Annotated in this window: 30 protein-coding genes; 13 read left to right on the forward strand and 17 right to left on the reverse strand. The window is 31.6% G+C overall.

Annotation, left to right across the window (positions count from 1 at the left end; genetic code table 11):
• Window positions 1-118: 118 nt before the first annotated feature.
• Window positions 119-652: a BfmA/BtgA family mobilization protein gene (locus tag AC1EUY_RS00460; RefSeq protein WP_321978388.1), complete on the forward strand. Its 534-nt coding sequence runs from the start codon at window positions 119-121 to the stop codon at window positions 650-652.
• 180 nt (window positions 653-832) lie between these two features.
• On the opposite strand, the gene AC1EUY_RS00465 is transcribed toward AC1EUY_RS00460, so the two are convergent.
• From AC1EUY_RS00465 to AC1EUY_RS00510, 10 genes are all read right to left on the reverse strand, one after another.
• Entirely contained in the window at window positions 833-2,086 is a 1,254-nt protein-coding gene (locus tag AC1EUY_RS00465; protein ID WP_321978390.1) for a site-specific integrase, read from the reverse strand.
• A 534-nt stretch (window positions 2,087-2,620) separates the two neighbouring features.
• Complete coding sequence (locus AC1EUY_RS00470; protein ID WP_480193527.1) at window positions 2,621-3,421, reverse strand: DUF4138 domain-containing protein; 801 nt, start codon at window positions 3,419-3,421, stop codon at window positions 2,621-2,623.
• 54 nt (window positions 3,422-3,475) lie between these two features.
• Window positions 3,476-4,456: a conjugative transposon protein TraM gene (traM, locus tag AC1EUY_RS00475; RefSeq protein ID WP_480193528.1), complete on the reverse strand. Its 981-nt coding sequence runs from the start codon at window positions 4,454-4,456 to the stop codon at window positions 3,476-3,478.
• Window positions 4,457-4,477: 21 nt separating this feature from the next.
• Entirely contained in the window at window positions 4,478-5,098 is a 621-nt protein-coding gene (locus AC1EUY_RS00480) for a conjugal transfer protein TraK (protein ID WP_480193714.1), read from the reverse strand.
• On the reverse strand, window positions 5,082-5,450 hold the full coding sequence (locus AC1EUY_RS00485) for a single-stranded DNA-binding protein (RefSeq protein WP_480193529.1): 369 nt from the start codon (window positions 5,448-5,450) through the stop codon (window positions 5,082-5,084). The genes AC1EUY_RS00480 and AC1EUY_RS00485 overlap by 17 nt, the downstream gene beginning before the upstream one ends.
• Window positions 5,451-5,511: 61 nt before the next feature.
• The gene (locus tag AC1EUY_RS00490) at window positions 5,512-6,351 is read right to left on the reverse strand and encodes a hypothetical protein (protein WP_480193530.1); all 840 of its coding nucleotides are present in this window, start codon (window positions 6,349-6,351) and stop codon (window positions 5,512-5,514) included.
• On the reverse strand, window positions 6,351-6,932 hold the full coding sequence (locus AC1EUY_RS00495; RefSeq protein ID WP_480193531.1) for a TrbJ/VirB5 family protein: 582 nt from the start codon (window positions 6,930-6,932) through the stop codon (window positions 6,351-6,353). Before AC1EUY_RS00495 ends, AC1EUY_RS00490 begins: the two co-directional genes overlap by 1 nt.
• Before the next feature lie 10 nt (window positions 6,933-6,942).
• A complete protein-coding gene (locus AC1EUY_RS00500; RefSeq protein ID WP_480193532.1) occupies window positions 6,943-9,348 on the reverse strand; it encodes a TraG family conjugative transposon ATPase in 2,406 nt (801 codons plus the stop codon).
• The gene (locus AC1EUY_RS00505; RefSeq protein ID WP_480193533.1) at window positions 9,345-9,650 is read right to left on the reverse strand and encodes a hypothetical protein; all 306 of its coding nucleotides are present in this window, start codon (window positions 9,648-9,650) and stop codon (window positions 9,345-9,347) included. The genes AC1EUY_RS00500 and AC1EUY_RS00505 overlap by 4 nt, the downstream gene beginning before the upstream one ends.
• 32 nt (window positions 9,651-9,682) lie before the next feature.
• On the reverse strand, window positions 9,683-9,970 hold the full coding sequence (locus AC1EUY_RS00510) for a hypothetical protein (RefSeq protein ID WP_480193534.1): 288 nt from the start codon (window positions 9,968-9,970) through the stop codon (window positions 9,683-9,685).
• Between the two features lie 219 nt (window positions 9,971-10,189).
• Between AC1EUY_RS00510 and AC1EUY_RS00515 the strand changes: the two genes are divergently transcribed.
• On the forward strand, window positions 10,190-10,795 hold the full coding sequence (locus AC1EUY_RS00515) for an N-acetylmuramoyl-L-alanine amidase family protein (RefSeq protein ID WP_480193535.1): 606 nt from the start codon (window positions 10,190-10,192) through the stop codon (window positions 10,793-10,795).
• A 62-nt stretch (window positions 10,796-10,857) separates the two neighbouring features.
• On the opposite strand, the gene AC1EUY_RS00520 is transcribed toward AC1EUY_RS00515, so the two are convergent.
• A complete protein-coding gene (locus tag AC1EUY_RS00520) occupies window positions 10,858-11,226 on the reverse strand; it encodes a hypothetical protein (RefSeq protein WP_480193536.1) in 369 nt (122 codons plus the stop codon).
• 49 nt (window positions 11,227-11,275) lie between these two features.
• On the opposite strand from AC1EUY_RS00520, the gene AC1EUY_RS00525 reads away from it, so the two are divergent.
• Entirely contained in the window at window positions 11,276-11,701 is a 426-nt protein-coding gene (locus tag AC1EUY_RS00525) for an exodeoxyribonuclease X C-terminal domain-containing protein (protein WP_480193537.1), read from the forward strand.
• A gap of 58 nt (window positions 11,702-11,759) precedes the next feature.
• Here AC1EUY_RS00525 and AC1EUY_RS00530 read toward each other — a convergent pair whose 3' ends face one another.
• The 6 genes from AC1EUY_RS00530 to AC1EUY_RS00555 form a co-directional block, all read right to left on the reverse strand.
• Window positions 11,760-12,560 carry a hypothetical protein gene (locus AC1EUY_RS00530; protein ID WP_480193538.1) on the reverse strand — a complete coding sequence of 267 codons (801 nt, stop codon included), beginning with the start codon at window positions 12,558-12,560 and terminating at the stop codon, window positions 11,760-11,762.
• A complete protein-coding gene (locus AC1EUY_RS00535; RefSeq protein ID WP_480193539.1) occupies window positions 12,557-13,510 on the reverse strand; it encodes a hypothetical protein in 954 nt (317 codons plus the stop codon). The genes AC1EUY_RS00530 and AC1EUY_RS00535 overlap by 4 nt, the downstream gene beginning before the upstream one ends.
• A 51-nt stretch (window positions 13,511-13,561) precedes the next feature.
• On the reverse strand, window positions 13,562-14,224 hold the full coding sequence (locus tag AC1EUY_RS00540) for a P-loop NTPase family protein (RefSeq protein WP_480193540.1): 663 nt from the start codon (window positions 14,222-14,224) through the stop codon (window positions 13,562-13,564).
• Between the two features lie 28 nt (window positions 14,225-14,252).
• Window positions 14,253-14,939: a hypothetical protein gene (locus AC1EUY_RS00545; protein ID WP_480193541.1), complete on the reverse strand. Its 687-nt coding sequence runs from the start codon at window positions 14,937-14,939 to the stop codon at window positions 14,253-14,255.
• Between the two features lie 26 nt (window positions 14,940-14,965).
• On the reverse strand, window positions 14,966-15,244 hold the full coding sequence (locus AC1EUY_RS00550) for a helix-turn-helix domain-containing protein (protein ID WP_480193542.1): 279 nt from the start codon (window positions 15,242-15,244) through the stop codon (window positions 14,966-14,968).
• A 278-nt stretch (window positions 15,245-15,522) separates the two neighbouring features.
• Window positions 15,523-16,368 carry an RteC domain-containing protein gene (locus tag AC1EUY_RS00555; protein WP_480193543.1) on the reverse strand — a complete coding sequence of 282 codons (846 nt, stop codon included), beginning with the start codon at window positions 16,366-16,368 and terminating at the stop codon, window positions 15,523-15,525.
• 145 nt (window positions 16,369-16,513) lie between these two features.
• Here AC1EUY_RS00555 and AC1EUY_RS00560 point away from each other — a divergent pair, with 145 nt between their 5' ends.
• The 10 genes from AC1EUY_RS00560 to AC1EUY_RS00605 all read left to right on the forward strand — a co-directional run bounded on the left by AC1EUY_RS00560 (window position 16,514) and on the right by AC1EUY_RS00605 (window position 25,936).
• Window positions 16,514-17,239, forward strand: coding sequence for a LytR/AlgR family response regulator transcription factor (locus tag AC1EUY_RS00560; protein ID WP_480193544.1), 726 nt, complete (start codon window positions 16,514-16,516; stop codon window positions 17,237-17,239).
• A 215-nt stretch (window positions 17,240-17,454) separates the two neighbouring features.
• On the forward strand, window positions 17,455-17,610 hold the full coding sequence (locus AC1EUY_RS00565) for a hypothetical protein (RefSeq protein ID WP_480193545.1): 156 nt from the start codon (window positions 17,455-17,457) through the stop codon (window positions 17,608-17,610).
• A 230-nt stretch (window positions 17,611-17,840) separates the two neighbouring features.
• Window positions 17,841-19,715 (forward strand): tetratricopeptide repeat-containing sensor histidine kinase, encoded by a 1,875-nt coding sequence (locus tag AC1EUY_RS00570; RefSeq protein ID WP_480193546.1) that lies wholly within the window; start codon window positions 17,841-17,843, stop codon window positions 19,713-19,715.
• A gap of 6 nt (window positions 19,716-19,721) precedes the next feature.
• Window positions 19,722-20,405 carry a response regulator gene (locus tag AC1EUY_RS00575; protein ID WP_480193547.1) on the forward strand — a complete coding sequence of 228 codons (684 nt, stop codon included), beginning with the start codon at window positions 19,722-19,724 and terminating at the stop codon, window positions 20,403-20,405.
• A gap of 201 nt (window positions 20,406-20,606) precedes the next feature.
• Window positions 20,607-20,741 (forward strand): hypothetical protein, encoded by a 135-nt coding sequence (locus AC1EUY_RS00580; RefSeq protein ID WP_480193548.1) that lies wholly within the window; start codon window positions 20,607-20,609, stop codon window positions 20,739-20,741.
• Between the two features lie 83 nt (window positions 20,742-20,824).
• A complete protein-coding gene (locus AC1EUY_RS00585; protein ID WP_480193549.1) occupies window positions 20,825-22,141 on the forward strand; it encodes a hypothetical protein in 1,317 nt (438 codons plus the stop codon).
• A gap of 50 nt (window positions 22,142-22,191) precedes the next feature.
• Window positions 22,192-22,809, forward strand: a complete 618-nt coding sequence (locus AC1EUY_RS00590) for an aspartyl/asparaginyl beta-hydroxylase domain-containing protein (RefSeq protein WP_480193550.1) — start codon at window positions 22,192-22,194, stop codon at window positions 22,807-22,809.
• A 28-nt stretch (window positions 22,810-22,837) separates the two neighbouring features.
• Window positions 22,838-23,329 carry a hypothetical protein gene (locus AC1EUY_RS00595; RefSeq protein WP_480193551.1) on the forward strand — a complete coding sequence of 164 codons (492 nt, stop codon included), beginning with the start codon at window positions 22,838-22,840 and terminating at the stop codon, window positions 23,327-23,329.
• A gap of 1 nt (window position 23,330) precedes the next feature.
• Window positions 23,331-25,529 (forward strand): peptidase domain-containing ABC transporter, encoded by a 2,199-nt coding sequence (locus AC1EUY_RS00600; protein ID WP_480193552.1) that lies wholly within the window; start codon window positions 23,331-23,333, stop codon window positions 25,527-25,529.
• Between the two features lie 5 nt (window positions 25,530-25,534).
• Window positions 25,535-25,936: a hypothetical protein gene (locus AC1EUY_RS00605; protein WP_480193553.1), complete on the forward strand. Its 402-nt coding sequence runs from the start codon at window positions 25,535-25,537 to the stop codon at window positions 25,934-25,936.
• The last annotated feature ends 103 nt before the right edge of the window (window positions 25,937-26,039 follow it).

The following is a 26,039-nucleotide window of genomic DNA, read 5'->3' on the forward strand; positions in this document are numbered from 1 at the left end:
TTTAATTGATTTTCAATTAAATACACTTGTTTTCAGTATTTTATTTTTTTGTAATTTGGTGCAAAAATAAAAATGAGCTTAGTAAAATCAAGGATTCATTGTAACAATTCAATAAAATATGGATAATTTTAATACGATTCGGTTAAAGAAAAAGGTCATTGAAAAGTTCAAAGAATATTCTAAAAAAACAAGTCCAAGTTATTCTGAAACACTAGATTATATGATTGCCTTTTTTGAAGATACAGGCCTCTCTCCTTATGATACAATGCACAATCCTATTTTATCATATACTAGAGCTTTAAGTAAAAGAACAAAAGCTGTAACAGATATTTTAAGAAATATTGAGAAAACGCAATTGATACCTACTCGTGAAATGTTAGAGTCGTTATTTGAAGAAGTAGAAAAAGAAGAACCTGTTTATATTGAAAGAACTCAAGAGGAAATTGAAGCTTCTAAAACAGAAACCGAAAAATTGTTGGATTCATATGCTAAAGAATTAGATAAAAATAGAAATGAGTTATATGAAGTGAAAAATGAATTTAGCTATCTCTTAAACGAGCTGTCTTATATTAAAAATACATTTGGTAAAAGTTATTATAAACTAGATATGTCTAAAGAAAAAATTGAAAAGCTAAAATCAAATTTTCTCTAATTGGTTTTGTTTAATCATCATAATGAATAACTAACGCACTCGCTTATGGCTCGCTTGTTTCATTTTTAAAGTGATGGATTCTCCTAGCTAAATATGGAATTTATACAAAAGGTATCGATGATACCCAACCTCTAAATCCATCACTTTAAAAACGGATTCTCTTTATGGTGAAAATTTAGATTATTTAACTACTAATAATTGTTTCTGTTTTTTTATTTCAAAACGTTTGAGTAAGTTTTGAATATCCTCACTAATTTTAGATTCAATCACTCTGGCATAAATTTGAGTAGTTGATAATTTTGTATGCCCTAAAAGTTTAGATACAGTTTCTATAGGAACTCCATTTGATAACATAACTGTGGTTGCAAAAGTATGTCTAGCAACATGAAAAGTGATATTTTTATAAATACCACAATCTTTTGCTATTTCTTTTAAATAAGAATTTGTTTTCTGATTGGAGCAGAGTGGAAGCAAAGTTTTTGAGTTCGTGTTTTTTGAAATATCTCTATACTTATCAATAATGTCTAACGCTTTTGGTAAAAGCGGAACTTTTACGGTTTCATTTGTTTTTTCTCGTTTGGTAAATATCCAGTAATTACCGTCTATGCCTCTAGTGATTTGATTTAAGGTAAGTTCCTTAACATCTATATAAGACAAACCAGTATAGCAGGAAAAAATAAAACAATCTTTTACTTTTTCCAATCGTTCATTATTGTACTGGGTGCTTTCAATAAGTTCTAATTCACGCTCTGACAGATATTGTCTATCATATTTATCAAACTTTAGTTGAAACTTGCTAAAAGGATTTTTTGCTATCCATTCTAATTTAATAGCTAAATTTATCATCTTTTTAAAACGTTCTAAATGTTTCATTACACCGTTATTTGCCAATACAAATTGTTTCCTTGAATTTCTATAGTTTCTTAAATACTGTTCAAAATCAATAATGAATCTATAATTCAATTGCTTTAAGTAAATATCCTTTACTTTTAATTTTCGATTTAAATAGTTGTTTAAATACTTTTCTGTAGTATAATAATTCTTCATTGTTCCAAACTTCAATACAGTAATCATATTTGTGTTGTGATATTCAATAAGTTCCTTTAATGTTTTATGAGTATCGTCCTTACCAAGGTAACGAGCTTTAATCACATTGGCTGAAATGATTTTATCTTCCTCTAATAACTGTTTATGGCAATCTAGTAGTTTGTTATAGACATAATCAAGATAGTTGTTTAGAATTCTAATTTTAGTGGAAGTTCCTCGCCCACGATTTTTAGTATTATCCCATTCTTTGAATAGTACATTTCGTTTAAGGCTAATCTCTGAACGCTGTCTATTAACAGTTATACGAACATAGATAGATACTTGATTCTTGGCATTGCGTGATTTTCTAGTAAAGAAAATGATTGAAAAGGTGTTGTTTGTCTGCATTTTACGCGTCTTTAGTTAAACAAATATTTTGTAAAGACGAAAGTCAAATTGCTCTTAAAAGCTCCTTAAAATTACAACAATTCTGCGAAGAAAGTGTACACCTAATTGCACACCTTTTATACTGTATTTAATGATTTCATTTGATATCATAAAAAACAAAAAACACTGAAAATCATACAATTAACAGTGTTTTAGTTAGACCTATTACTAGGTTCGTCGGGGTGGCAGAACTAAGTGCAGTTTTGCAACCTATTAAATATCAGATAGTTATTTTATTTTTTCAAAACAGGTAACCGAATAGGTCACTTTTGCTTTGATAGAACTTATCATAAATATGGCACAAATGTAATTTAAAATTCTAATAAAACATAGCAAATCAATACAATATTTATTACGGAAAATGAATTATTTACTGACTCTAATGAGTTATATTTTTAATGAGTTTTATTCTAACTGTTTAGGGCTAAAATAGAAAAACCTAAGTTTAAAAAACTTAGGTTTTTCTATCAATTAAATGGTCTTTTTTATAATATATTATAGCTTGGTTTCCAAAACCACCTTTCGACTGCCTTTCAGTTCTTTTAGCTCCAGCATCAACTTTTCATTATCGCCTAAAACAAACTTTGGAATTACATAAACAAAGCGTTGGCTTTGTCCATCTGAAATAGAGGATGGTATCGGGTGTTTGTATATTACTTTCTGTTGCAAGTTTTGGTAAGAGGCTTTGCGTTTATTGTTCCCATTGGTCCTGTACACATTAAGATAGTCGATTTCAAAAGTGATTCCGGATTTGTTTTTAACTTCAATTACCAAATACACTTCAGAAGCATCATAAGCCATTCTTTGCAATTGTATTTTGATTCCTTTCTTACGTTTGGTTTCAAGACGTTCAAAGTTGGATTTTAATAAGTATTCGCTGAATTTTTGAAAATGTGTTATTCTGTTTGTGTATTCGTTCAAAGGTTTAACTTTTAGCTTCTGTTTAATCTTTTCCGGAAATTCACTACCGATACTTTCATTTTTACCTATAAAATAATTCAGTTCTGGAAGTTTTACGGAATATTTCAAAATATAAGAGTAAACCTTCCCATTGTTTGTAACAGTCAATAGATTGCTTTCTTTTCCTGGCTTTGCCTGTAACAATCCGAAATACTGTTCTTTTTCCCGATTGTAGGTAAATACAAAATGATTTGCCCCTGTGATTCCCTGACGTATAGGGTTCGGGAAAAAGAGTGCCACGTTTTTTTGGTCGTTGGCATAAATGGTGTCCAAAGGTTGTTGTGCAGATATTGACATTGAACAAATCAATAGTAAAAGTGTGATATATGTTTTCATAAGAATAATTTTCAATAATTTAAGATTTAACAAATGCCCATTATGGGCTACAACTTAGTGGCTTTTAGGCTTTCCAAATAATTGTTGTAATGAAGGTTTCGAGGTTTTTAGAATAAGTTTGTAATTATCAGTTACCGTAACCTTTACCTTTTTGTGGTTGCGTTGGAATATCTTTCGAATACCGCTTACCTGTGGAACTCCTGCAATATTGATGTCATCCACCATATCGCCAATTACTTCATTGGTAACTTCCGACCGAAAACTGTTCTCCACATAAATGCCCTCGCTACCGTCTTGGAGGTCAAAAGCTTTTAGTTTTACTGGCTGATGATTGATGTTCTCGATGTTAATGATTGTCCGATTTGGCTTAAAATTGACAAATCCATAAATAGGCGTATTCTTGGAATAGCGTTGTCCATAGATGGTCGCACCTTTTATCAATCGCATTTGTAAGCGATAATTGGTTTTAACGGTCTGTGTGCCATCTACACGTACATAAATAAAGGCATCGGTGTTTTTTGAATTCAAATCATCATTTTCAATGGGATGCGAGGCAAAAAAGAGTTGGTGTTCCAAACCAAGTTCTTTGGCTTCAACTTTAGTTTCATTTTTTTGAACTTCATCAATGGTATCTTTGACCACTTTTTTTTTGTGTTTTTGAGGAATGTATCTCGGATTGATATTTTCATACGTCTTTTCAGAATAACGGATTTGTCCCTGCTCATAAATACTGTCCACCATCTGCATTTTTTTCTTATCCAATAAATCGGGGTCGTATAGTCCTGTGGAATCCAACAGCCGTTCATCATAAATACTGGGTGCATTGGTCTCCCTAACTTCCTTTAAGTCGTTTAGGGCATCCAATTTGGAATCATATTCCTTTTGGTTGTCTTCCAGTTTCGGTACGGGAATTTGGTTGTTGTCAATGGTCGGTTCTTCGTCTTTGCCCATAACGAGCATTGCATAACCTCCTATAAATAGCAGGATGCATACCAACACGATGGAAAAGACTATTTTATTTTTTTCTACTTTCATTCTGTATATTTTTAAATGCCTCTATTGGCTTTCATAATTTTCTAATTTTCGTAACGTACTTTCAAAAAAGTTGGTAATCAGTAGTCCGTGGGTATTGTTCGGAAAGTTCCTGTCAACGTGAATCAAATTTCCAGTTGTGGTCAATTCATAAGTATCTGTGATAGTACCTCTATTGATTTCAAAAATGGTTTTCGTTTCGAACCCATAAGGTTCTTTTTCTATGTTAACCTTTGATTCTATACTGAGGACTTTTTGAACCAATGAGTATTGCAGCAAACGGTTATACACACCATCGGCCTTTTTCTGGCGGTACAAGGCATCTACGGAACTATTGCCCAACCATAGTGCCTTTTCCAAATTCTTTTCATAATTACTGGCATCTATGTTATAGAAATACGTATGGAACAACTCCAATTGTGCCAAGACTTCTACTTTTAAATTTTCTTGCTGAGATACCAGTTTCAAGGGAATAACACTTCCGTCCGTATTGACCACAAAAGCATTGTTTACCGTTTCTTTATGGAGTTTTACGACCATTAACATCGAAACGATACAGGTCAGTACAGCTCCTATAACCACCGCCAAAACGATAAATCGGTTTAGCTTCAGTACGTTGTAAATATTTTTATAAGGCGTTTTCATCGATTTTCTGATTATTTTCAATGTTACCCAACAGCAAAATTTCAGATACTATCACCTCCGAAACATAATGTTTTACGCCCTCTTTATCTTTGTAGGAGCGAGAGGCCAGTTTCCCTTTGATAGCAATTTCTTTGCCCTTTCTTACGTACTTTTCGATGATTTCGGCAACTTTGCCCCAAGCTACAATGGTGTGCCAATAGGTACGTTTTACTTTATCACCTTGTGCATTTTTAAATAATTCATTGGTGGCTAAAGAAAACCGAGCTTTTTTTCTTTCGTTTTCCAAATTCGTAATGTCAGGATCTTCCCCTGCATTACCGATTAACTGTACGTTGTTTTTTAATTTGTTCATGATATATTATTTGATAATTAATGTGCTTTTTAATGTGGATTATCGACTTGCTTAATCGGCTTTAAGCCGTAAAGAGTTTAAATACAAAAGAGGTTGCCCTACGGTAGAGTTTGAATTTCAGCAAGACAATAAACCCAATAGACCCGAATTGCAGTAAGGGTGCGAAAAAATTACTTCCCCAATCCGTACCAAACAGGTCGCTCCAGAAATTGGTGTTGATTTCGGTATAAAGATTATTCACGAATACATTGACCAAAAAGAATGCAGGCACTAGCATATACACACCAGCATAGAGCTTGAAAAAATTGTAAGCCAACGACCTGAATTTTTCAAAAACCGCCAAACTGATAACCAACGGAAAAAAGGCTTGCATAATACCCAAGAGGAAAAACCGTTCCGCCAAGAACAAAGGGTAGATAAACAAATCCAATAGCCACAGGAAAATTCCAATGATGAAGGACAATATCTTTAACCCATATAAGGGAGTAACCAAGGCTTCATATAGCATTGCCATAGCTTTTTTGGCGGCATCCCAAGCACTCACATCCTGCTCGATGTCAATATCTTGCATCTGCAACGGGAGGAGTGCGGGTGCCGTGTCCCTATACTGGGTTTCGATAGCTACCAAAATGGTGTCGAAAACAGTCAATACCTGTGTGGAGAAAATAACCAAAATGACCACTGCAAAATTCTTTGCCAGTTCCGCAGGGGTCAACCCCCACGTATAGCCCTCATTATTGGCAACACCTTCATTATACTTTTTTAGAATGTTAACGAGGAAGAACAATATGGCCAGTGTTTTCATTCCCGCAATAGTGTATTGTGAGAAATCACTGTTTTTGATGGTGGTAAAAACTGCATCAATGTATTCTAACCCTATGCCTAAAAAAATACCTGACATTAGTAATTGGTTTCTCGGTTATTGATTTTGTGCTGCATTTCTCTAAAAGCGATAATCTCTCGATAACGTCTGGTCTTGGCTTCGATTTCTGCGACCATTTCCTTGGATTGCAGTTCTTTTTCCTTTAAAACCGTCGCACGTTCGGCATCTGTCATTTTCATACTATCGTTCGATAGTATCTTATCAATATATTCCATACCATCAATGGAGTTCTGAATAATGGCATCGAAAGAATCCGAAATACGACCTACTTCATCGGACTTGATAAAAGGAGAATTCAAAATATCCCTTAAATCGCTTTGTACCACTTCGTACAGACGTTGGTTGTTCTTCGCCAGTTCCCTCACCGCTTTTAACTGCTTAATCACATTATTGACCTTGTCGATATTCTCTTTTTGCTTTTTTAGGAATTTTACGGTCTTTAACAATTGAGAGGTCTGTTTACCAGATTCCAACAATGATTTGACAAAGCTGATAAAATTCGTGTTGTCATAAACAGGCATTCCTTGGGCAGAGACATTGCCTCCGATTAGTACTACAAATAGTACCGATAAGGTTAATTTTTTAATTGTGTTCTTCATGATTGTTGTTTTAAGAATTAATAAATATGTTGATGGCTTTTTCCATCGAATTGTGTTCTTCATATAGTTGCATTATAGCCTCACTTTCTTGTCCATCGGTGAGGTAGGCTGCATAGACCTCTTTTGGTACTTCCAATCGGAAAATGTTGCTTTCCTTTCCTATTTTGATGAACATTTCGGTATATTTTCTCGTTCCTGTAAGATTGTTGCGTATGGATTTCAATTGGTTCAAATCGTGACTGGAAAGATTTAGTCTGTTTTGCAATTCAGCATAGCCTTTTTCATTCCGAAGGCTATACACTACTTGTGTATTTTCAAGAATGCTGGCTGACGTAGAATTATTAGGCAATTGATTTATAGACTGTAGAATAATGCCAATCGCTCCATTTTGTTTCCGAATCGCTTGATAGTAGAATTCTACACTTTCCAAGACATTATCAAACTTTAATTGTTTGGCAAACTCATCAAAAAGAATAATCCCACGTTCGGAACGGTTTCTCCAAATGGTACGCTGTATGGCCGATTTAATCAGCTTCAACATAACAGACAATATTTCCTTATTGTCCTTGACTTCATCTAGCTCAAAGACAATCATACGTTTGTCCTCAATTTTATAGGTCTGGTCTTCGCTAACGTTGAACAGGAAGCTGTATAACCCATCATCTACATATTCCGAAAGGATGTGCAGAAAATTATAGATACTGAAATAATCCTCCTGAATCTTCAGTTCCTGAATGAGTGTATCTTTTTTAGTATCTACAAACTGATATAGTGAAGCTAAAGAATGGAAGGTGGCATTGCCGCTTTTATGATAATAGTAGCGAAGCACTTTTTTAATAGCGACTTCTTCGGCTTTAGTAGCTTCTTTTCCCGAAGCCAGCAATTCTAATAAGAAAATAGAAAGCTCTTCTAATCGCTCTGGTGTTAAATCTTCTATGGATGAAATGTAAAACGGATTAATCCCTAAATTTTTTCCCTGTTCATAGCGAAGGATGATATGGTCATCTGGATAGAGCTTGGCAAATTTGGAATACGAACCTCCCAAATCGATGATGACCAGCCGAACGTTGGCCTCGAAGTATTGTCGAAGGATATTATTCGCTAAAAATGATTTTCCTTCGCCAGTGGGTGCGAAAATGGCAAAGTTTCGAGCCTTGATACGTTTCTTCTGCTCGTCCCAAACATCTTTAAGTACAGGAATATTATGTTGCCGGTCATTAAAAATGATGCCCACTTCATCCGACTTATAATTGCTGTTATTAATGTATAAACATAGGGCGTGTTTTAAATCGGTGACATACAAATCTTCGTTGGAAAAATTAGAAGCAAAACAGCAATAACTGTTAAGGAAGTAATGCTTCCGTTCTTCACCTTTAGGGTAATAAGGGACAATATCGAGTTCTTTGAACTCTGTTTTAATCTTGGAGGCAATTCTACTTAATTCCCCTTTTTCCTTAGACCAGAAAACAATATTAAGGTGTCCTCTTATAATTCTTGACGAATCATCCTCATTGATTTTGGCAACGATTTCTTCAATCTTCTTTAAGATGACTTTGTTCTGTGTTCCAAAATTGGAACTCTTTTTAAGCTCCTCGATTTTCTTATCCAGCAGCTTTCGCCACTTGTGTTTGTCATCCAAATAAATGATTTGATTGACGATATGATTTTCATTGAGATTCAAGCCCAATCCATCAATAAATCCTTGATGGAATACAAAATCGTCTGAAGTAAATTTATCATTGGTCTTGCTACTTTGAACTACATCTCCAAAACAGCCTTCGCTATTTACAGCCAATACATCAAAATGATTTTCACCTATCTCTATATTGGATTTATTTAACTGGATATCGGTATCAAAACCTTCATTAAATCCATTAAAGTAGGCGTTGGTCAAAACAAGTATTTCGTCTTGGTTCAATGGTCTTAGGGATACCTTTCTACTATTGTTGACAAAGGAAACGGCATCGTTTACCGAAGCGATAAATTCCTGCACGTTATGGTCCATTTGCTTATGAATACCCTTATCGACCTTGCGAAACGGATTGGTGAATTTTGGGGCGTTCAACGCCTTGTTATATGGGAGAATAAAGAATAGGTAAGATGTATGTTTTATGAACTCTCTACCTTCAAAATAGTCGTGTGTGGCTCGTTGCAAAAAGGTTTTATTTGGTAGTTCTTGAGCCAAATATGCTGCCTTCTGATAAATATCCTGTTTATGGATGACCGTAGCCACTGGCAAGGATTTAAACGCCTGAAACCATGCTCCATGAATGTCCTCAAAATCTTTTTCCGCAAGGGAATAGATTTCAGGATTGTCCACTTGGTAGCCTAAAACCATATTGCCATTGTTTGCAAAAACGATATGGTCTTGAATATCCAAAATAGGATGATATGCCGATAGGTTAATTTTCTTCATAGTTTATTAGTGTTTTCATGGTTTGCCAAAATGCCTGCGATGCAGGCTTTTTTATTGCTAATGGTTTGCGGAAACACTTTTTGAATATGCAAGAGTGCTGGATTCTTGGTAATGTGGGTTAAGGCAACATATAGTGTCCCATTAAACACAAATACCGAAATGATAACCATAAAACTGAACGAAAAAATGATAAACAGTAATGAGCCGATAACGGCGGTCATCATCAGTGCGAACAGTGATATGGGAAGCCCCATAATCACCGCACGCTTTCTAATGTTTTTATAGACTTCGAATTTTTTCATAATCAGAATTTTTTGAACTGCCTCTTTGAGGCCTAGACTACGATTCCGATTAAGTAGGTAAAGATGCCTACGACTGCTCCTGCAATCAATACAAAAACCAATACACGGGTAATCCCTTTTTTTAAATCGGCGTTTTCGCCAAAGAAATGCCCTGCATTAAATAGAAAACCTATTAAAAAGATAACCCCAAGAATAATGGGAAAAATGGTTCGGATAGTATCGGAAACATCGTTAACGGAATCTTCAATACCTCCAATTTGAGCAAAAATGGAATTGGAGAGCAGTAATAATAAAGTGGTTAGATAGACTGATTTTTTCATATTAAAATGGTTTAAATTTTGTTTCATTTTTATAGTATGAAAAATACAGTATATTTGAATACAAATAACTGAATATCAATATTTTATATAAATAATATTTTTTAATACCGTTTGATTTCAATTGGGATTAAACGGTATCAAATCTTATGAAATTCGACCTTAAAAAATCACTGTGTTATGAAAAAAAGTTGGAAAAAAATGCTCAAAAACGTCAGTTTTTTGATTTTACTCTTAAAAATGTGCCTTGTTTTTGGTCAACAAAAAACGGTTGTAATTGATGTTGGTCACGGCGGAAAAGATTCTGGTGCAATTGGAAAAAATGGTATTCGAGAAAAAGATGTAGCGTTAAGCATTGCCAAAGAGATTTTAAGACTGAACAAAATCCTATTGAATGACAAGTTTGATATATATTCGACCAGGTACAATGACACTTTGATTTCCTTATCGGACAGAAGCCTATTGGCTGAAAGCTTAAAGGCAGATGTGTTTGTGTCATTACATTGTAATGCCTCTGCCACTTCTTCAAAAGGAATGGATGTTTACGTACATAATACCACAAACGATAACGAGATGAATATCAAAAAATCCATTGCACTCGGATTATCCATTATGGAAGAAAGCTCTCTGAAATTGGGCTTTAAAAAGCGAGGTGTACAATTTGCGAATTTTCAAGTGCTGCGTGAAAACATCAAATACCGTCCTTCAATTCTCGTTGAAATGGGGTTTGTTACCAACACCGATGAAGCGGATTACTTTTTAAGGCCCAAAAATGTTAGAGCTATGGCATTGGCCATTTTAATGGGATTGTATAACTATTTAAAATAAGGCTATGGCAGATTTTTTTGTGAAGATTATAAAAATAATTATTGAAATAATTAGAAAATTACTTAAACTAAATACTTGAAAATTCTAGCATAAGTATAATCATTACCAGTATCTTCTACGTTATAGTGATTCTTTGAATAAAAATGCTTTAGTTTATCTGGACTCGAAGAGTCTTTGCCATTTATTAATTCTCCATAAATTTTTTGATATTTTCTGTCTTTTGCCCATTCTTCAAATTCTTGTAAAGCTATAGAACCTGTATTTTTATTTTCATCAAAAACTCTTAAATAGTGAAGTTTCAATTCTTGTCCAAAATTTTGGAACTCCAAAATAAAAGCATTTTCATTGTTATTGTATTTTCCAAACATATTTCCAGAAGCGGAATTAAATATGAGAGATATTTCTTTATCATTATGAATAATGGTTTTCATAGTTATAAACTTCTAAAGTTTTTCTAAATTTATTGAATTTTTAACAATTATGAGAATACTATTTGTTTTCTTTTTTAAATTTTTTGAGTTTATTTTGGGAGCTATTTTCAGGTCTTTATTTCCACGTAAAAGGTATCAAAATAAATATGATGGATTATCCAGTATAGAAAGGGTCAGAATTCTGGAAAAAAGGAGGCAACAACGAGGTTACCGAAAAGGGTGGTTGTACCATCGGTGTGAAGAAGAAGGATTATTGGATGCCTATCAAAAATTATTTGGGCCTTATCGTCAATCTGAGCAGGATGCGACCAAATTCAGTTTTGGCAAATACAGAGGCAAGTATGTAGAAGATATTTGGAAATCCGATAGGGAGTACATCAATTGGCTTTCCCGCCAAGATTGGCTGGCTGAATATTTGGATGAAAATGATATGATTCACGAATTACTTCACTTAGAGCAAGAAAACCAAAGTTAGATTTGGCCTTGTTTTGTTTTTAACTCATTAAAAACACGTAAACCCTAAAGAGGTTTTTCTATTCTGGTATCAGGTAGAAATTAGGATGATATCTAACTTTTCTATTTGAGACTTTAAAAAATAAGCTGTCTGTATCCTTACATCCAAAGATTACTTCTAATTTACCCTTTCTAGAAATTATATTAAGGCACTTTGGGGTAATTATTGGCTTTTTACGGATTTTATGTTTATAAAATTTGATGGTATCATTCTTTTTTCGATAAACTAAAGGTTCTCTAAACACCTTTTTCATACTGAACTTCTCATCTGTTGTATAATTATTTTCAGCAGTCGCAATATTTGCATTCGTGATAAAAATCTCTTTAGGATATTTTTCTTTACTATAGTGAAGAATTATATCAGGCTCATTTTTTTGGTTTGGAAAATGTATTAAGTTGGATATAGTGTCAATCTTTCCTAAATACGCATATTCTACTTGATTCAAAATTATTTTATTCTCATAAGCTTGCCTATCATTTAGAAATCCGTCTGATTTATTCATGTATTTATGGGAAAACGTGGTTAAATATAGAACCAAGTTTGAAATTTTGCTTTTAAGTAGATAAACCTCCTCAACCTTTAAAGTATCCTTCCTTTCAGAATCAAAGAAGTTTTTCGGACAATTGAAGAATCGTTTATTGTTAGTTTCTTGTCCAGAATCTTCACAAATTCCATATACAAATGTTTCAAAATCTTTAATTCTAAATTCTTTAAATAAGACATCTTCATTATCCAAGCTAAGTTGACTTGTTTTGTATAGACCAGAACCACATGAACAAGCGATTATAATAAAAAGTATAGCTGAGATTAATCTTTTCATTTCGGAAGAGTTATTTGATTATATTCATATCTTCCTCCAAACATCCACCTGTAACCTCTATAATAGTCTGGATGATATGGTACATTGGTGTTAAAATGCAGGTAGTCTTGAAAATCTAATCGATTGTAATTATATAATGATATACTGCCGCCAAAGCCAGTTTTAATATTTGAAATGTTTAGTCGCCACCTTTGTTGATTATAAGAAAATTGATTGTCATCATAATAGTTCAAGTAGTCTATTTGTAGTTTGTCTGCAACATCAAATGCGTACTTTTGATAACCTGTATATTTGTGGTAACTTAATTCTATCAAATTGATAGGGTCTTTCATAGGACCGTGATAAGACAGAACAATCCCTCCTGTATAATATCTATCTCTTTTATCCCCTGCTATTTTTAAAATTGGCCCTCCGTCATTATAATAACTTACTTGACCTCGTCCTAGAATATTTAAGTTAAAAAACCCTACTCTTTGGGATTTCTTTTCTTGAACAAAAATCCAATTAGCCCCATAGGTAATTGATGATTTATAAGGGTTTTGTAAAGGGTTTGCGGTAAATTCAGAAAAATGATATAGTGGAACACTCCTGTCAGTAAAATCAAAATCCCTTTTATCTAATTGAACTGTTATTTGTGCGTTTGTATAAAAATGAGACTGAATTTTATACCATCTTTTACTTTGGTTGGCTCCAATACTACCTTTATTAAAAAAAAGAATACCTGAATGGACTGACGGAGAAATGTTAGTGTTATCAATTTTATATCCTATTCCTCCCGTGAGACTAAATTTAAAAGCAGGAGAACATTTATGGCTAAACTCGATATTTAATTTGGTTGCAACACCATATTGAAAAGAAGAATTAGAACCGCGAAAATCATTTTGTGCGATTATAATCTTCGATAAAAACAGAAGACTAAATGCGGTAACATATTTTATAAGGTTGGCCATATAGCCTTTAAATTTAGATTTTTAATAATAAAAAACACAATATTATGTAAGCTATTTCCTCTTATCTTTACTGTGCTCATCAAAAGCAATCAAATTGAACAACTGCCGCATCCTTGAACGTACCCGATTGCCATACCGTTCTTCTAGTTCTTGGGCATTAAGGTTGGTAGTGGCATGGGTTTTTAGTTTGTTTTCTAAAAATAAATCATATCTGGAAAGAAGTATTTCGCCCATTACGTTACAATCCTTTCCAAAATGCCTTCCGGTGGGTTCAACGCCCAAATCATCAAAACAATAGAATTTTTTGTCGCCGTAGGCTTCAATTATTTTGTAGCCTATGTTGTTAAAGGCAAAAGCAATATTTCGGGTTGGTATAACCTCATAGGGTTTTTGATGTGGTACCATATGACGTAACAGTTTCATTAAACTTGTCTTACCACAACCAACAGGGCCAGAAAGTAAAATCCCTTTGTTGATGTCGATGTCCAACTTTTTACAATTCGCTTCATCCTTGATGAAGTAATTACAGAGCTTGAACAGAATCTCTCGGTCTTCCTCAAATATTTTGAAGTTCTTTCCAAACAACAATTTTCCTTTGGCATTAAGGTAAATAAGCATTTTATCGAAATCGTATAGCAATTGATTGTTTTTCAGTTCTCCTAATTTGTATTGAACGCTGCCCTCGATGATGATATGTGGTTTTATAGTCTTCATTTATTCTGCCAAATGCCCATTATCGGCTTCATAAGGGTTCATTGTAGTTTTTGTTGGAACTTGTCTTTAGGTTGTCCATATTTTGGTCAACTGCGATTAACGTTTTTTCATTTTTCAATTCATCAGCTTTTAACATCCAGTTGCGAGCTGTGGCCTGCCAATCGACAATTTTTGTTTTGCCGCCTACTTTCCAACCGATGCCCTGATAATGATTGTAGAATTTTTTAGCTTCCAATGCTGGATATTTTTCTTCTTGAAAAAAATCAATCACTACATTTTCATTTTTTGGTGGCCCGAGTTTAGTATCGTTTGTATTGTTTTTTCCTGTTTGATTATGTTTGTTTATAGGTACCAGTGCTTGTTCACTGCTTGTTCCGATATTGGTGCAGCTTGGGTACAGTACTTGTTCATCACTTGTCCCAAAATTGAACATCTTGATTCGGCTTCCTTTAAATGGATTGTGTGAGGGTTCATATAACAGGTATTTCCAATGGTGCATTTCTTTGATACAACGATGATAGGTTGCCTTTGAACCAATTTTTGAATACTGCATAAGTTCGCTGCGATTGATGTAAAACTCATCAGGAAAATGATAGGCGTTCCATAACTGAAACAATGCCACATATAAACTGATATGCGTGGGGTTTAAACGACTGTCCTTTGAGAATTGTAAAAAAACATTGTTCAAATGTTTTATATAATTGATTTGCTCCATATAAAAAAGATTCAATAGTTAAGAAACTAATGTTTGTTATGAATCTTATTATTTTCCATCATCTTTAGTAGTTCTACATAATCATAATAGATAACCCCGCCAACCTTAGTGTAGGGTAGCGTTCCATTGATTCTAAGATTCTGTAATGTACCTGGAGAGATATTTAGTATTTCGCGAACTTCTGGAGATTTGAGCCATTTTTTAGAAGTCTGCCCAGATTGATTGTTCAGTAATTCTTTAATATCATCGAGTAGTTCCATTTTAAACTCTCGAAGATCTTCGGTTGTAATAATTGTTGCTGCCATTTGTAAAACGATTTTAGAAAAACAAAGCCGCCAAATAGTTGCTAATTTTTAAATGACGACTTTGAATTGATTTAACTTTCGTTTGGCAAAATTGGATAAGATTATTGGTTTTTATTACATAGTTGTACCCAAGTTGGGTGTTTTTATTTACTCATTATTAATGTGTTAGATTGATGCAATTTGGTTAGTAGAAAAAAAATGCTCCTATCAATTTGAAGCAAAAAAAATGATTTTGGTGAAAATTTTGATTTTACCCAACTTGGGTACAACTATAGGTTTTATGCATCAGATTCCCGATAGCGTTTTAATAACGCTTCTTTTAGCATATCAATAAATTTTGTTTGATTGATTTTTCTCGAACGAATGCCAACAAAGGTATGGTAGTAATTTCCCAAGTTAACATTGAACAAGTATTCAGCCGCAATTGCTAGTTGCTTTATACCAGCAGTACCACTATTGATTACCCCACAACTATGCAAGGCATAAATTAACTCGATTAAGTCTGTTTTATGTCCTGTCCAGAAAAGCTTCGATTTTTTCCTAAAGGGCAAGCTTATAGTTTCTCCATCATGATGTTTTTCTAGCACATCTATTTCAGCTTTTAAATAAACGATAAGCATATCGTATGCTAATATAGTCGCGACCGTACTATCATGGCTCGTAGAAAACTGTTCATCGGTAAAAAAATGAAAGGTGTCGGAATACAAACGTATATCGGCTTTTCCTCTTAAAAAATATTGTTCATCTAAAGAAGTTGCATTTCTGCGGTAGTATTGATAAAACTCTAAATTATCATTAAAATAATTTTGGAGTCTATCGATATGCCTGTTCAAATATTTGATTTGAGATTTATTACTGCTTCTAGGTCTTTTACTTTCGATATTGAACAGCTTTACGTAATAAATGAGTCTGCTAAACAATCTTGGTTTTGTCTTTTTGAAAAATGATATTTCATCTTGTTTTGTTTTAAATTCACAGTCAGTAACTAAATTTCGTATGTCCTTTAAAGCTCGTTTGGTAAGTTTAATCCCCTTTTCTGCTTTTACCAAAATGTCTTCTGTTTCAACTTCTAATATATCCAGTTCTTTATCTAACTTTATTACTATTTCTTTATAAATTTTCATTTTACATTATGTTTTATGTGAAATAGAAAGCTCTTTAAATTCTTAGCAATATCGGTATGTGCCACCCATACTATTTTTACGGGTCAGCCATACCAAAATTATATCTCTGTTGAATATCTTTTCGGGTGCAATTCAATTTCTTATTTTGAAAAAATATATTATCGTTGAAAAAGATGTTAATGCAGCAAAGCACATTAGAACTGTAATAGATTATTTTGATGATATTACGTTTTTAGGATACTGTAAAAATCAAGAGGAAGCACTTATTTTAATATTTAAAAATAACCCAGATATAATTTTTTTGGATATCGATAATACTATTGATAATCTACCTGAATTTCTTTTGGAAATCAATCAGCACTGCAAAAGCCTGCCTGTTTTTATAGCATCATCTTCTTCGGAAAAAGATGCTTGTAGAGCTTATAAATATGATTTTTTTGATTTTCTCTTAAAACCTTTAACAGAACTCAAATTACAGAGAAGTATTTTGAAGTATCAAAAAAAGCATCCATCGAAAACAAATGAGATAATATGCTTAAAATCAAATAAAGATTATCAATACTTAAATACTGAAATGATTCTTTTTTTAAAAGCCGACAATAACACCACCGATTTTTATATGAAAGATGGTTCTATAATAGGAGCTTACAAAACGCTAAAAACTTTCGAAAACACACTTCCCAATTTTTTTTTAAGAATTCATAAAAGTTATATTATAAACAGCAAATGTATTTCTAGAATTCATTACGGTAAATCGGTTTGCATTATTAGAAACCCTTCTCATAAAATACCCTTTACAAGAACTTTTGTTAAGAACATTGATTCTATAAATGCAACTTTATCAAATAGGGCATTTATTACGCTAAATTAATTTCCCTATATAAAAATAGGATTTTCCTCACAGTTGTATAGGTTTCACTAAATGGTTGTTTTTTAGACTGTTTTCTTCTACTACTGATACTACTTTAGCCCTCGAAGTTTCACTTGCGTTACAAAAACAACAACGCTTTTCATTGTACACAATTTAAAAAAACGGCTGTATAAACGGCATAGTAAACCATTGTTTAATCTTAAAATTTTGCATTTATGAAAATCTTAAAAAGTACCCTCGTTTTAATCCTATTTTTTAATCTTATAACTTCTTGCACTGTTGATGACATTACAGAAGAAACAGAGGCAACAGAAAATATACAAGCTACCGGTGGGGAAGAAACTGAAGTTGACCAAACGGAAAAAGGTTAAAAATATCTTTGCAAAAACTAATCAGCCTTTGGCACAATAGCTAAGGGCTTTTTCATAGATTTGTCTTATATAAACAAATCTTTTTGAGAGTAAATATCCTACATAAAACAATATTAATATTCCTTATTTTGCATGGATGCAGTTCCGAACATGATCAAACAAAACATTCAGAACTAAAAAACGATAGCATTTCTTTATGGCTTAAATCTTCAAAAAAATTATCTCTCCCATTGGAAGAACGCAAGTTTTATTTAAATAAAGCATATACTACAGTAGACCCCAATAAATTAGACACTTTTACTACCAGAACTCTAAGTAAAATTGCTTATCAATATTTAAAATTAAAGGACACTGCTAATTTTAAAAAACTAAATAAAGAAACCTATCGATTAGCACTAAGTATTAAAGATACTTTTGCTTTAGCAGATGTGAATTGGAATGAAGCTAACTTTTATAAAAAAAATGAGGTATATGATTCCGCTTACTATCACTATAACAAGGCGTATAAGTATTTTGAAAGTATAGACCAACAAAACTATGCTGCAAAAATGTTATTTGGTATGTCATTTATAAAAGGGCGTTATCGAGATTACTCAGAAAGTGAAATTTTAATTATAAAAGCCATTTCAAAATATAAATCCTTAAAAAAGAATGAGGCACTATATGCTTCATACAATCATTTGGCATTATTGCAAAATGATATTAAGGAATATGACAGGGCATTGTTTTACCACAAGAAGGCATTGGAATATTTAAATAAATTAAAAAACAAGAAACATTTTTATGGAGTCAGTTTAAATAACATTGGTTTTGTTTATCTCAAAAAGGGAGAAACATTGAAAGCATTAGAATATTTTAATGAAGTTTTAGAAAATGATAGTTTAAAAATCAAAGACATTAAGAGTTATGCTAGAGCAATAGATAATAGAGCCTATTCCAAATTTTTAAATAAGGATACTACTGATGTAATGCAAAATTTATACGAATCTCTCAGGATTAGAGATAGTATAAATGACAAAACTGGCATAGTCATAAGTAAGATTCATTTGTCTGAATATTACGCAACAATTCGGGACACAGTTAAGGCCATAACCTTTGCCAAAGAAGCAAATTTATTATCAAAGGAAATAAAAAACAGTAGGGATTATTTAGCTTCTCTTGAAGCATTGTCAGAACTAGATACTAAAAATGCAAAAGGCTATTTGAAAAAACATATTACGTATAATGACAGTCTACAAGATTTTGAGAGAAAAATTCAAAACAAATTTACCCGAATAGCCTACGAAACAGATGAATATATTGAAGAAACTGAACGCTTATCTCGCCAAAAATTTCGCATTTTAGTTCTTGCTTTAGTGATAGTCGTCATTTTGTCTCTTATATACTATATCATACTCCAAAGGTCAAGAAATAAACGGTTGTTACTGGAAACCGAACAACAAAAAGCCAATGAGCAAGTTTATATTTTAACGCTTAAACAACAAACTAAATTAGAAGAAGAAAAAACAAAAGAACGCAATAGAATATCCCGGGAACTGCACGATGGTATTCTTGGGAAATTATTTGGTATTCGTGTCGATATGGGTTTTTTAGAACTTAAAGGGAGTAATGATACCCTAAAAAAACATGAATCCTTTTTAGAGGAATTACAGTTTATAGAAAAAGAAATTCGGGAAGTTTCCCATAAACTGAATACTAATTTTGATAGTTCTGAAATTGATTTTAGCTCTGTATTAAAGCAGCTTATTGAAAACAAAAGTCATTTAGGCAATTTTAGTTATCAATTAAATATTAGTGATACTATTTCTTGGAACAAAATAGATGAAATTATTAAAGTAAATTTGTATCGGGTTTTACAAGAAGCATTACAAAACATTATTAAATACGCTAGTGCAACAATAGTTATTTTAAATTGTTCGGTAGAAAAAAGTAATTTAATAATAAGTGTAAACGATGATGGTAAAGGCTTTAACGCTAATAAACGAAAAAAAGGAATTGGCATTAAAAACATGAAATCTCGAATACAAAAATTAAAAGGTACGTTTACCATTACATCCGAAATTGGTAAAGGAACCGCAGTACATTTTACAATTCCAATTCATTAAAAAAATATGGAGAATAAAGAATATACAGTACTACTAATAGATGACCATCCTCTAATAACGAACGCCTATAAGAGTGCGTTTAATTATATTGGAAAAAATAATGATACTATGTCATTTAATATAGATGTTGCTCATAATTGTGATTCGGCTGATAGAAAAATTAAGTATTTTTCAACCAATAATAGGGATTTAGATATTGTTTTTTTGGATATCAGTTTACCACCTTCAAAAGATGGAAACATATTATCTGGGGAAGATTTAGGCCTAAAAATCAACAAATTGATGCCAGATACCAAAATTATAGTGTCCACTAGCTTTAATGACAATTATAGAATCCACAGTATTGTCAAGAGCCTTGACCCTGATGGATTTTTAACAAAAAATGATGTTAATCCAAAGAGTTTAGTAGCAGCTATTAATGATGTAATTAAAAATCCTCCTTATTACAGTAAGACTGTCGTAAAATTACTTCGCAAAGAAGTAACCAACGATTTTTTATTAGATGCTATTGACAGAAAGTTGTTATACGAACTTTCTATAGGAACAATGATGAAAGACCTTCCCAAAATATTAAAACTTTCACTTCCTGCTATTGAAAAACGAAAACGCCGAATAAAACAGGTTTTTGATGCTGAAAGCCCGTATGATAAAGAATTACTACAAAAAGCCAAAGAAAAAGGGTTTATATAAAAAATAATCAAATAAATAGTTTAAGTGAATAAAAAAAGTATGGGTCTCCCATACTTTTTTTACGGGTAGCCCATACTTTTATTTTATGGATAAGGTATAAATTCATAACCTACAATATCTCTAAATACTCTTTGAGATATTATTAGATATGGCGGAAATCGAAAAGCCAGCAATGAGTAGGTGTAATCAAAATCATATATGATGAAAAACAAGGAGAAAAGTCCTAAAGAAATTCTTGATACTAAAGAATTATCAGCATTAGAGAATGAGACATTAAAAGGTGGGACTGCTGCTAATGATAAAATCAAGCAGAAACAAAAATCAGGTGATCAATAGTTACTTGACATTAAATAATTGTGGCTTGATTTCATTCAAGTCACAATTATCTATTATTAATAAAAGTTAGTTTAACTCAGAAAATGAAAACAAATCAAGTAGATAAAATAAAAACAAAAAGCTTTAGCAAAGACTGGTGGTTTGAGTTTATTGAAAAAAATAATTCATTTACAGAAACTCAGGTCTTTAAGAATGTCATATCAGAGAATTTGATAAAAACTTTGCACAAAGGTGTTTTTGAGATGTTACAGTCAAGAATTAATAGACTTTACATATATGATGGTCTAAGAGTATATGTTGACGGTGAAAAATTAACAGATACCAAGACCGAAAAATTGCTTAAAACAAATAAGCTTAAAGATGGAGAAAACCTTGAATTATATTTTAAAAGAGTTTTCGGTCAGAATTGTGGAGTTATTTTAAATTGTGGAGAAAGTTATTCTGATATTTTAGCTGGAGAACTTTTACAAACTATACAGCCACTATTTGATATTATTGGAGTTCCTCCTTGGGGTCTTGAATTAACTACATTTATAGGAAACTATGGATGGACACCATTAGGCATTCATACTGATAAGAGAGGTGAAAATGTATTGCACTATCACTTAGGGCCTGGAAACAAGACAATGTATACTTGGGATGAATCGGTATATCAAAAAGTAGGGAAAGGAATTATTAACAATCAAAATATTAAGCCATTGCTAAAGTATTCCAATAAATACGAGTTTGGAATGGGAGACTTGTATTATATGCCTTGGAATAAACATCATGTAGGTTATTCGGGAGACTTTTCTATTGGTGTAACTATGTGGTTCAATAATCCCACTCGACAAAGTTTTTCAGAGGTTATGATTGAGTCAATTAAAAGGTTATACGTAAAAAATGATAAAAGTATAATTGAAAATCAGTTAGATTATTTAAACAATGAAAATACTTTTTTAGATTTTATAAGTACATTAAGCATAGATAATAAGACATTAAAAGCACCACTAGAAGATTTCTTAAAAAACTCTTATAGTGAATACAAAAAATGCTTGTCAAGTAATGGATTTTGGAGAAGTCTACCATTAAATCATTTTAATGAAATCGATCATGGTGAGCATATATTTCCTAATCTTGAAAATCAGGTATTACACCTTAATAAGGTAAGCAAAATTAATATAGAAAAAGTTGACAATAGACTGCTAATCTATGTTAGGGGGTCTAAACTATCGTTTAAATATTTCCAAGAACTTGTTGAAATTGTTGAAGAATTAAATAAAGGAGGGGAAGTAACTGTTAGGTCAATTATTGAAAAGCATTCAACTTTATCAAAGGAGGTGGTTTTATACTTTTTGAAGTTATTACTAAATCATAAAGGTATTGAAATCGAAGAACTAGACTTAGTTCATAGCGAATAAAATCAAATTTTATAAAGAATATTTGGGCTAACATATAAATATTAAGTTTCATGATTCAAGAACAATCATATTATGAAGTAATTAATTTTCCTAAGCTAAATGAAATATGTGAAAAATGGAAAATTATCAGAGAGGAATTTCTTCAATTGGATGCTCCAATTATGCCAATAAATAGAGTTGAAAAAACCCATGAAGATGTGTTTTCAGAAGTTCATAACCATGTAGTTGTTGAGGGAAATGAATATGGCTGGGTTTTGGGCTGGGGAGAAAATGGTGAAAACCATGACTGGATTCAATATGGCTTAATACTAAATGGTAAAAAAGTGCCTTTTACAGGGACTAAGATGAGGCGTACAATTGAACTCTTCAAGGGTGTTGAAGGCATTATTGCAGTAGCACTTTTGAAACTAAAACCTAATTCTATACTACATACGCATCGTCATCCTGATATTAGATTAAAAAGGGCTCTTCAATTACATTTGCCAATTGATACCCCAAAAGAATGTAACTATAACTACTTAAATGTTCAAGGAGAGTTCCGTCAATATGAATGTGGAAAACCAATCGTTTTTGATGGAGCTTTAGACCATTTCGCTCTAAACGAATCCCATAATGAAAGAACAACTCTTTATATAGAGTTTCATAAGAAAACATTGATATCTATTTAAATGAGAATGTTAAAATAAACGAAAACAAATGGATAATAATTATGAAATTATTAAAAATCGTCCTGATAGTTACGGATTCATAACAAGAGAAAATATTGAATATGAACTAGTAATTAAAGCATCAGGAATCGTTTATCTAAACAAAGAAGGTAAGCAAAAAAATGTTATAGAATTAGCTTTAAATTGTGATTTCAATAGTGCAAATAAAGATTATAAAACTGTGAAAACAATAATCTTTTTCTGTAAGGAACTTTCACAAAGATTAGACGCAGTATATATTCAGATGCACAATCAACCCGAACTTATTAATAATAATAAAACTAAAAGAAGAGGTCTTTCAAGAATCAAACTATGGAGTAGGATTATTAATAAACATTTTAAAGAATATGTTTTTTTAACTAATCAAATATTAGATCCCCATAAGGATAGAGATATTTTATGCATTGCGATTAAGAAAGATTCAATTTATTACAAACAAATAGTTACAAATTTTTATAGATTTCGTTACGCTCCAAAATAATATGTTCAGAAGTAAGTCGAATATTAATCTAGTACGTCAGCACGATAAAATGGATTGTGGTCCAGCTTCATTGAGCATGATTACTAGTTATTATGGAAATGAATTTTCACTAGAGAAATTAAGAAATTTATCTGAAATTGATAGGGATGGTGTTTCTATGCTTGGTATAATTCATGCCGCAAAAAAAATTGGATTTGAAACAACTTCAGTAAAAATAAATTTAGAACAGTTAGTAAATCATTCAGATAAATTACCCGTAATATTGTTCTGGAATAAAAATCATTTTCTTGTTTTAGAAAAAATTAGTTCAACAAAAAAAACAGTCAAATTTCACTTAGTTGATCCATCTCACGGAAAAACTATTTTAGACAAAAATGAATTTAAAAAATGTTGGTTAACAGAAAATGATTGTGGTATTGCCCTTTTTTTGAGCCCGACAAATAGATTCTATTCATTAAAAAAACAAAAAAACTCTAAAAACAGACTGAAAATCATTTTAAAGCTGCTATCCCCATACAAAAAGAGGGTGCTTCTTTTAGCTTCTTTTGTCTTATTTGGGAGTATTTTAAATATTACTCTTCCCTTTTTGACTGAAATGCTCATTGATAATGGCGTTAATAAAAAAGATCTTAATTACATAAGTTTAATTCTACTTGCCCAATTATTTGTTTTTTTAGGGATAATGTTTTTTAATGTTTTAAGAAACTGGTTTACACTTGTTATTGGGAATAGATTTAGTATTGATATTATTTCTTCTTATTTAGGTAAAATACTCAAATTACCTTTAAATTTTTTTGAGTCAAAAAATTCTGGTGATTTCAATCAGAGAATACAAGATAATGTAAGAATAGAAGAATTTCTTACCTCGGATAGTATTTTAACAGTCTTTTCTGTTCTTACCTTAATTACCTACTCTATAATTTTATTCTATTATGATTTTTATTTGTTTGCCTTGTATATGGGATTAACCATTATTGCTGTTTCTTGGTCAATTTTTTGGCTAAAAAAAAGAAAAGTACTGGACTATCAACTATTTAGAACTAAATCGGAAAGTCAAGAAGCAGTCTATGAATTTTATAATGGTATCAAAGAAATGAAATTAAATCAATTTGAAAATGTTAAAAAAGAGGAGTGGATTAATTTGCAAAATAGGTTATTTAAAATAAATATTAAATCACTTAAAATTGAACAATTTCAATCTACTGGTTTTACTTTTTTTAATCAATTAAAAAATATCCTTGTAACTTTTTTAGCAGCCAATTATGTTATAAAAGAGCACATGACATTAGGTGCTCTTTTAAGTGTTTCATATATAATTGGTCAAATGAATTCTCCAATACATCAATTGTTGATTTTTTTTAGGTCTCAACAAGATGCTTTTTTGAGTTTTAATAGATTAACCGAAGTGTACAATCAAAAAAATGAAGAAAAGGATACACACAAAACTTTGAATACAAGGCTTATTCCAGTAGATATAGTTCTAAAAAATGTAAGTTTTAAATATAATAATCTAGCAGACAAACTTGTTCTTAAAAATATTAATTTAACAATACCCGAAGGTAAAGTCACTGCAATAGTAGGACATAGTGGTAGTGGAAAAACAACACTAATGAAACTACTGCTTAAATTCTTTTTACCAACCTCTGGAAATATTTTTTATGGAGAGGATGAAATAAATAAAATTTCACCTCAAAGCATTCGTGAAAATTCTGGTGTCGTTATGCAAGACGGATATTTGTTTAATGATACAATTGAAAAAAATATTACTACTAATGATAAGAATATCAATAAAGAAAAATTAGTAAAAGTACTTAAGACTGTAAACCTATATGATTACGTTAACTCTCTCGCAATAAAAGAGTCAACTAAAATTGGGGCAGGCGGAAATAATTTATCTGGAGGACAAAAACAAAGAATTTTGATTGCTAGAGCAATCTACAAAAATTCCAAGTATTTTTTTCTTGACGAAGCTACTTCTTCACTTGATGCTACAAATGAAAAGTTAATTCAAGAAAATTTACAAAATATGTTTAATAATAAAACAGTTGTAATTATTGCACATAGATTAAGTACTGTTCAAAATGCTGACCAAATAATTGTTTTGTCAAAAGGTGAAGTTGTTGAAAGAGGTACGCATTCAGAATTAATAAATAGAAAAGGGAATTATTATTCCTTAGTTAAAAATCAATTAAATATATAGAAATCATGAACATTAAAATCACAAAGTTATTTATAGCTTGTTTATTTACAAGCTTTAGTTTCGCAAATGAAGTAAACAAATCGCAAGATGAATTAATCTATTCAGCTAATTTAACCAAGCATGAATATGAAACGGTACATTCTATTCTGAAAGAATATTTTGTAAACTTTCCAACTGATAGTAAGAGAAAAATAACTTACACAGAAAATGGAAAAAGTTACTCTTTAGAAATAATTTTAGCAAAGAGGAAATTAAAGATAAAGTATAGAAGCAATAAAGTTTTAAATAATAAAGAGAAAACATTGAGATATGTAATCACCAATAATCCTGACAATAAAATTAGAACTATAAAATCTAAAATAGAAGAAGTAAAACTAAGGATTAAAAAAAACAAGGAGATACAATAATGTATTTCGTTATTTAATGTTGATCCTAAGAGACAGGTTACAGATTAACTCCAGTATATTTTTGTCTAGATAAAAATATAAACGCAATTATGTTGGGGCATTT

It is taken from the genome of Maritimimonas sp. 2210JD6-3 (assembly GCF_056591795.1).

Excerpts from the sequence above, each read along its gene's own strand:
- AC1EUY_RS00460 (WP_321978388.1), top strand. The coding sequence starts at position 119 with ATGGATAATTTTAATACGATTCGGTTAAAGAAAAAGGTCATTGAAAAG.
- AC1EUY_RS00465 (WP_321978390.1), bottom strand. The coding sequence starts at position 2,086 with ATGCAGACAAACAACACCTTTTCAATCATTTTCTTTACTAGAAAATCA.
- AC1EUY_RS00470 (WP_480193527.1), bottom strand. The coding sequence starts at position 3,421 with ATGAAAACATATATCACACTTTTACTATTGATTTGTTCAATGTCAATA.
- traM (WP_480193528.1), bottom strand. The coding sequence starts at position 4,456 with ATGAAAGTAGAAAAAAATAAAATAGTCTTTTCCATCGTGTTGGTATGC.
- AC1EUY_RS00480 (WP_480193714.1), bottom strand. The coding sequence starts at position 5,098 with ATGAAAACGCCTTATAAAAATATTTACAACGTACTGAAGCTAAACCGA.
- AC1EUY_RS00485 (WP_480193529.1), bottom strand. The coding sequence starts at position 5,450 with ATGAACAAATTAAAAAACAACGTACAGTTAATCGGTAATGCAGGGGAA.
- AC1EUY_RS00490 (WP_480193530.1), bottom strand. The coding sequence starts at position 6,351 with ATGTCAGGTATTTTTTTAGGCATAGGGTTAGAATACATTGATGCAGTT.
- AC1EUY_RS00495 (WP_480193531.1), bottom strand. The coding sequence starts at position 6,932 with ATGAAGAACACAATTAAAAAATTAACCTTATCGGTACTATTTGTAGTA.
- AC1EUY_RS00500 (WP_480193532.1), bottom strand. The coding sequence starts at position 9,348 with ATGAAGAAAATTAACCTATCGGCATATCATCCTATTTTGGATATTCAA.
- AC1EUY_RS00505 (WP_480193533.1), bottom strand. The coding sequence starts at position 9,650 with ATGAAAAAATTCGAAGTCTATAAAAACATTAGAAAGCGTGCGGTGATT.
- AC1EUY_RS00510 (WP_480193534.1), bottom strand. The coding sequence starts at position 9,970 with ATGAAAAAATCAGTCTATCTAACCACTTTATTATTACTGCTCTCCAAT.
- AC1EUY_RS00520 (WP_480193536.1), bottom strand. The coding sequence starts at position 11,226 with ATGAAAACCATTATTCATAATGATAAAGAAATATCTCTCATATTTAAT.
- AC1EUY_RS00525 (WP_480193537.1), top strand. The coding sequence starts at position 11,276 with ATGAGAATACTATTTGTTTTCTTTTTTAAATTTTTTGAGTTTATTTTG.
- AC1EUY_RS00530 (WP_480193538.1), bottom strand. The coding sequence starts at position 12,560 with ATGAAAAGATTAATCTCAGCTATACTTTTTATTATAATCGCTTGTTCA.
- AC1EUY_RS00535 (WP_480193539.1), bottom strand. The coding sequence starts at position 13,510 with ATGGCCAACCTTATAAAATATGTTACCGCATTTAGTCTTCTGTTTTTA.
- AC1EUY_RS00540 (WP_480193540.1), bottom strand. The coding sequence starts at position 14,224 with ATGAAGACTATAAAACCACATATCATCATCGAGGGCAGCGTTCAATAC.
- AC1EUY_RS00545 (WP_480193541.1), bottom strand. The coding sequence starts at position 14,939 with ATGGAGCAAATCAATTATATAAAACATTTGAACAATGTTTTTTTACAA.
- AC1EUY_RS00550 (WP_480193542.1), bottom strand. The coding sequence starts at position 15,244 with ATGGCAGCAACAATTATTACAACCGAAGATCTTCGAGAGTTTAAAATG.
- AC1EUY_RS00555 (WP_480193543.1), bottom strand. The coding sequence starts at position 16,368 with ATGAAAATTTATAAAGAAATAGTAATAAAGTTAGATAAAGAACTGGAT.
- AC1EUY_RS00565 (WP_480193545.1), top strand. The coding sequence starts at position 17,455 with ATGAAAATCTTAAAAAGTACCCTCGTTTTAATCCTATTTTTTAATCTT.
- AC1EUY_RS00575 (WP_480193547.1), top strand. The coding sequence starts at position 19,722 with ATGGAGAATAAAGAATATACAGTACTACTAATAGATGACCATCCTCTA.
- AC1EUY_RS00580 (WP_480193548.1), top strand. The coding sequence starts at position 20,607 with ATGAAAAACAAGGAGAAAAGTCCTAAAGAAATTCTTGATACTAAAGAA.
- AC1EUY_RS00585 (WP_480193549.1), top strand. The coding sequence starts at position 20,825 with ATGAAAACAAATCAAGTAGATAAAATAAAAACAAAAAGCTTTAGCAAA.
- AC1EUY_RS00590 (WP_480193550.1), top strand. The coding sequence starts at position 22,192 with ATGATTCAAGAACAATCATATTATGAAGTAATTAATTTTCCTAAGCTA.
- AC1EUY_RS00595 (WP_480193551.1), top strand. The coding sequence starts at position 22,838 with ATGGATAATAATTATGAAATTATTAAAAATCGTCCTGATAGTTACGGA.
- AC1EUY_RS00600 (WP_480193552.1), top strand. The coding sequence starts at position 23,331 with ATGTTCAGAAGTAAGTCGAATATTAATCTAGTACGTCAGCACGATAAA.
- AC1EUY_RS00605 (WP_480193553.1), top strand. The coding sequence starts at position 25,535 with ATGAACATTAAAATCACAAAGTTATTTATAGCTTGTTTATTTACAAGC.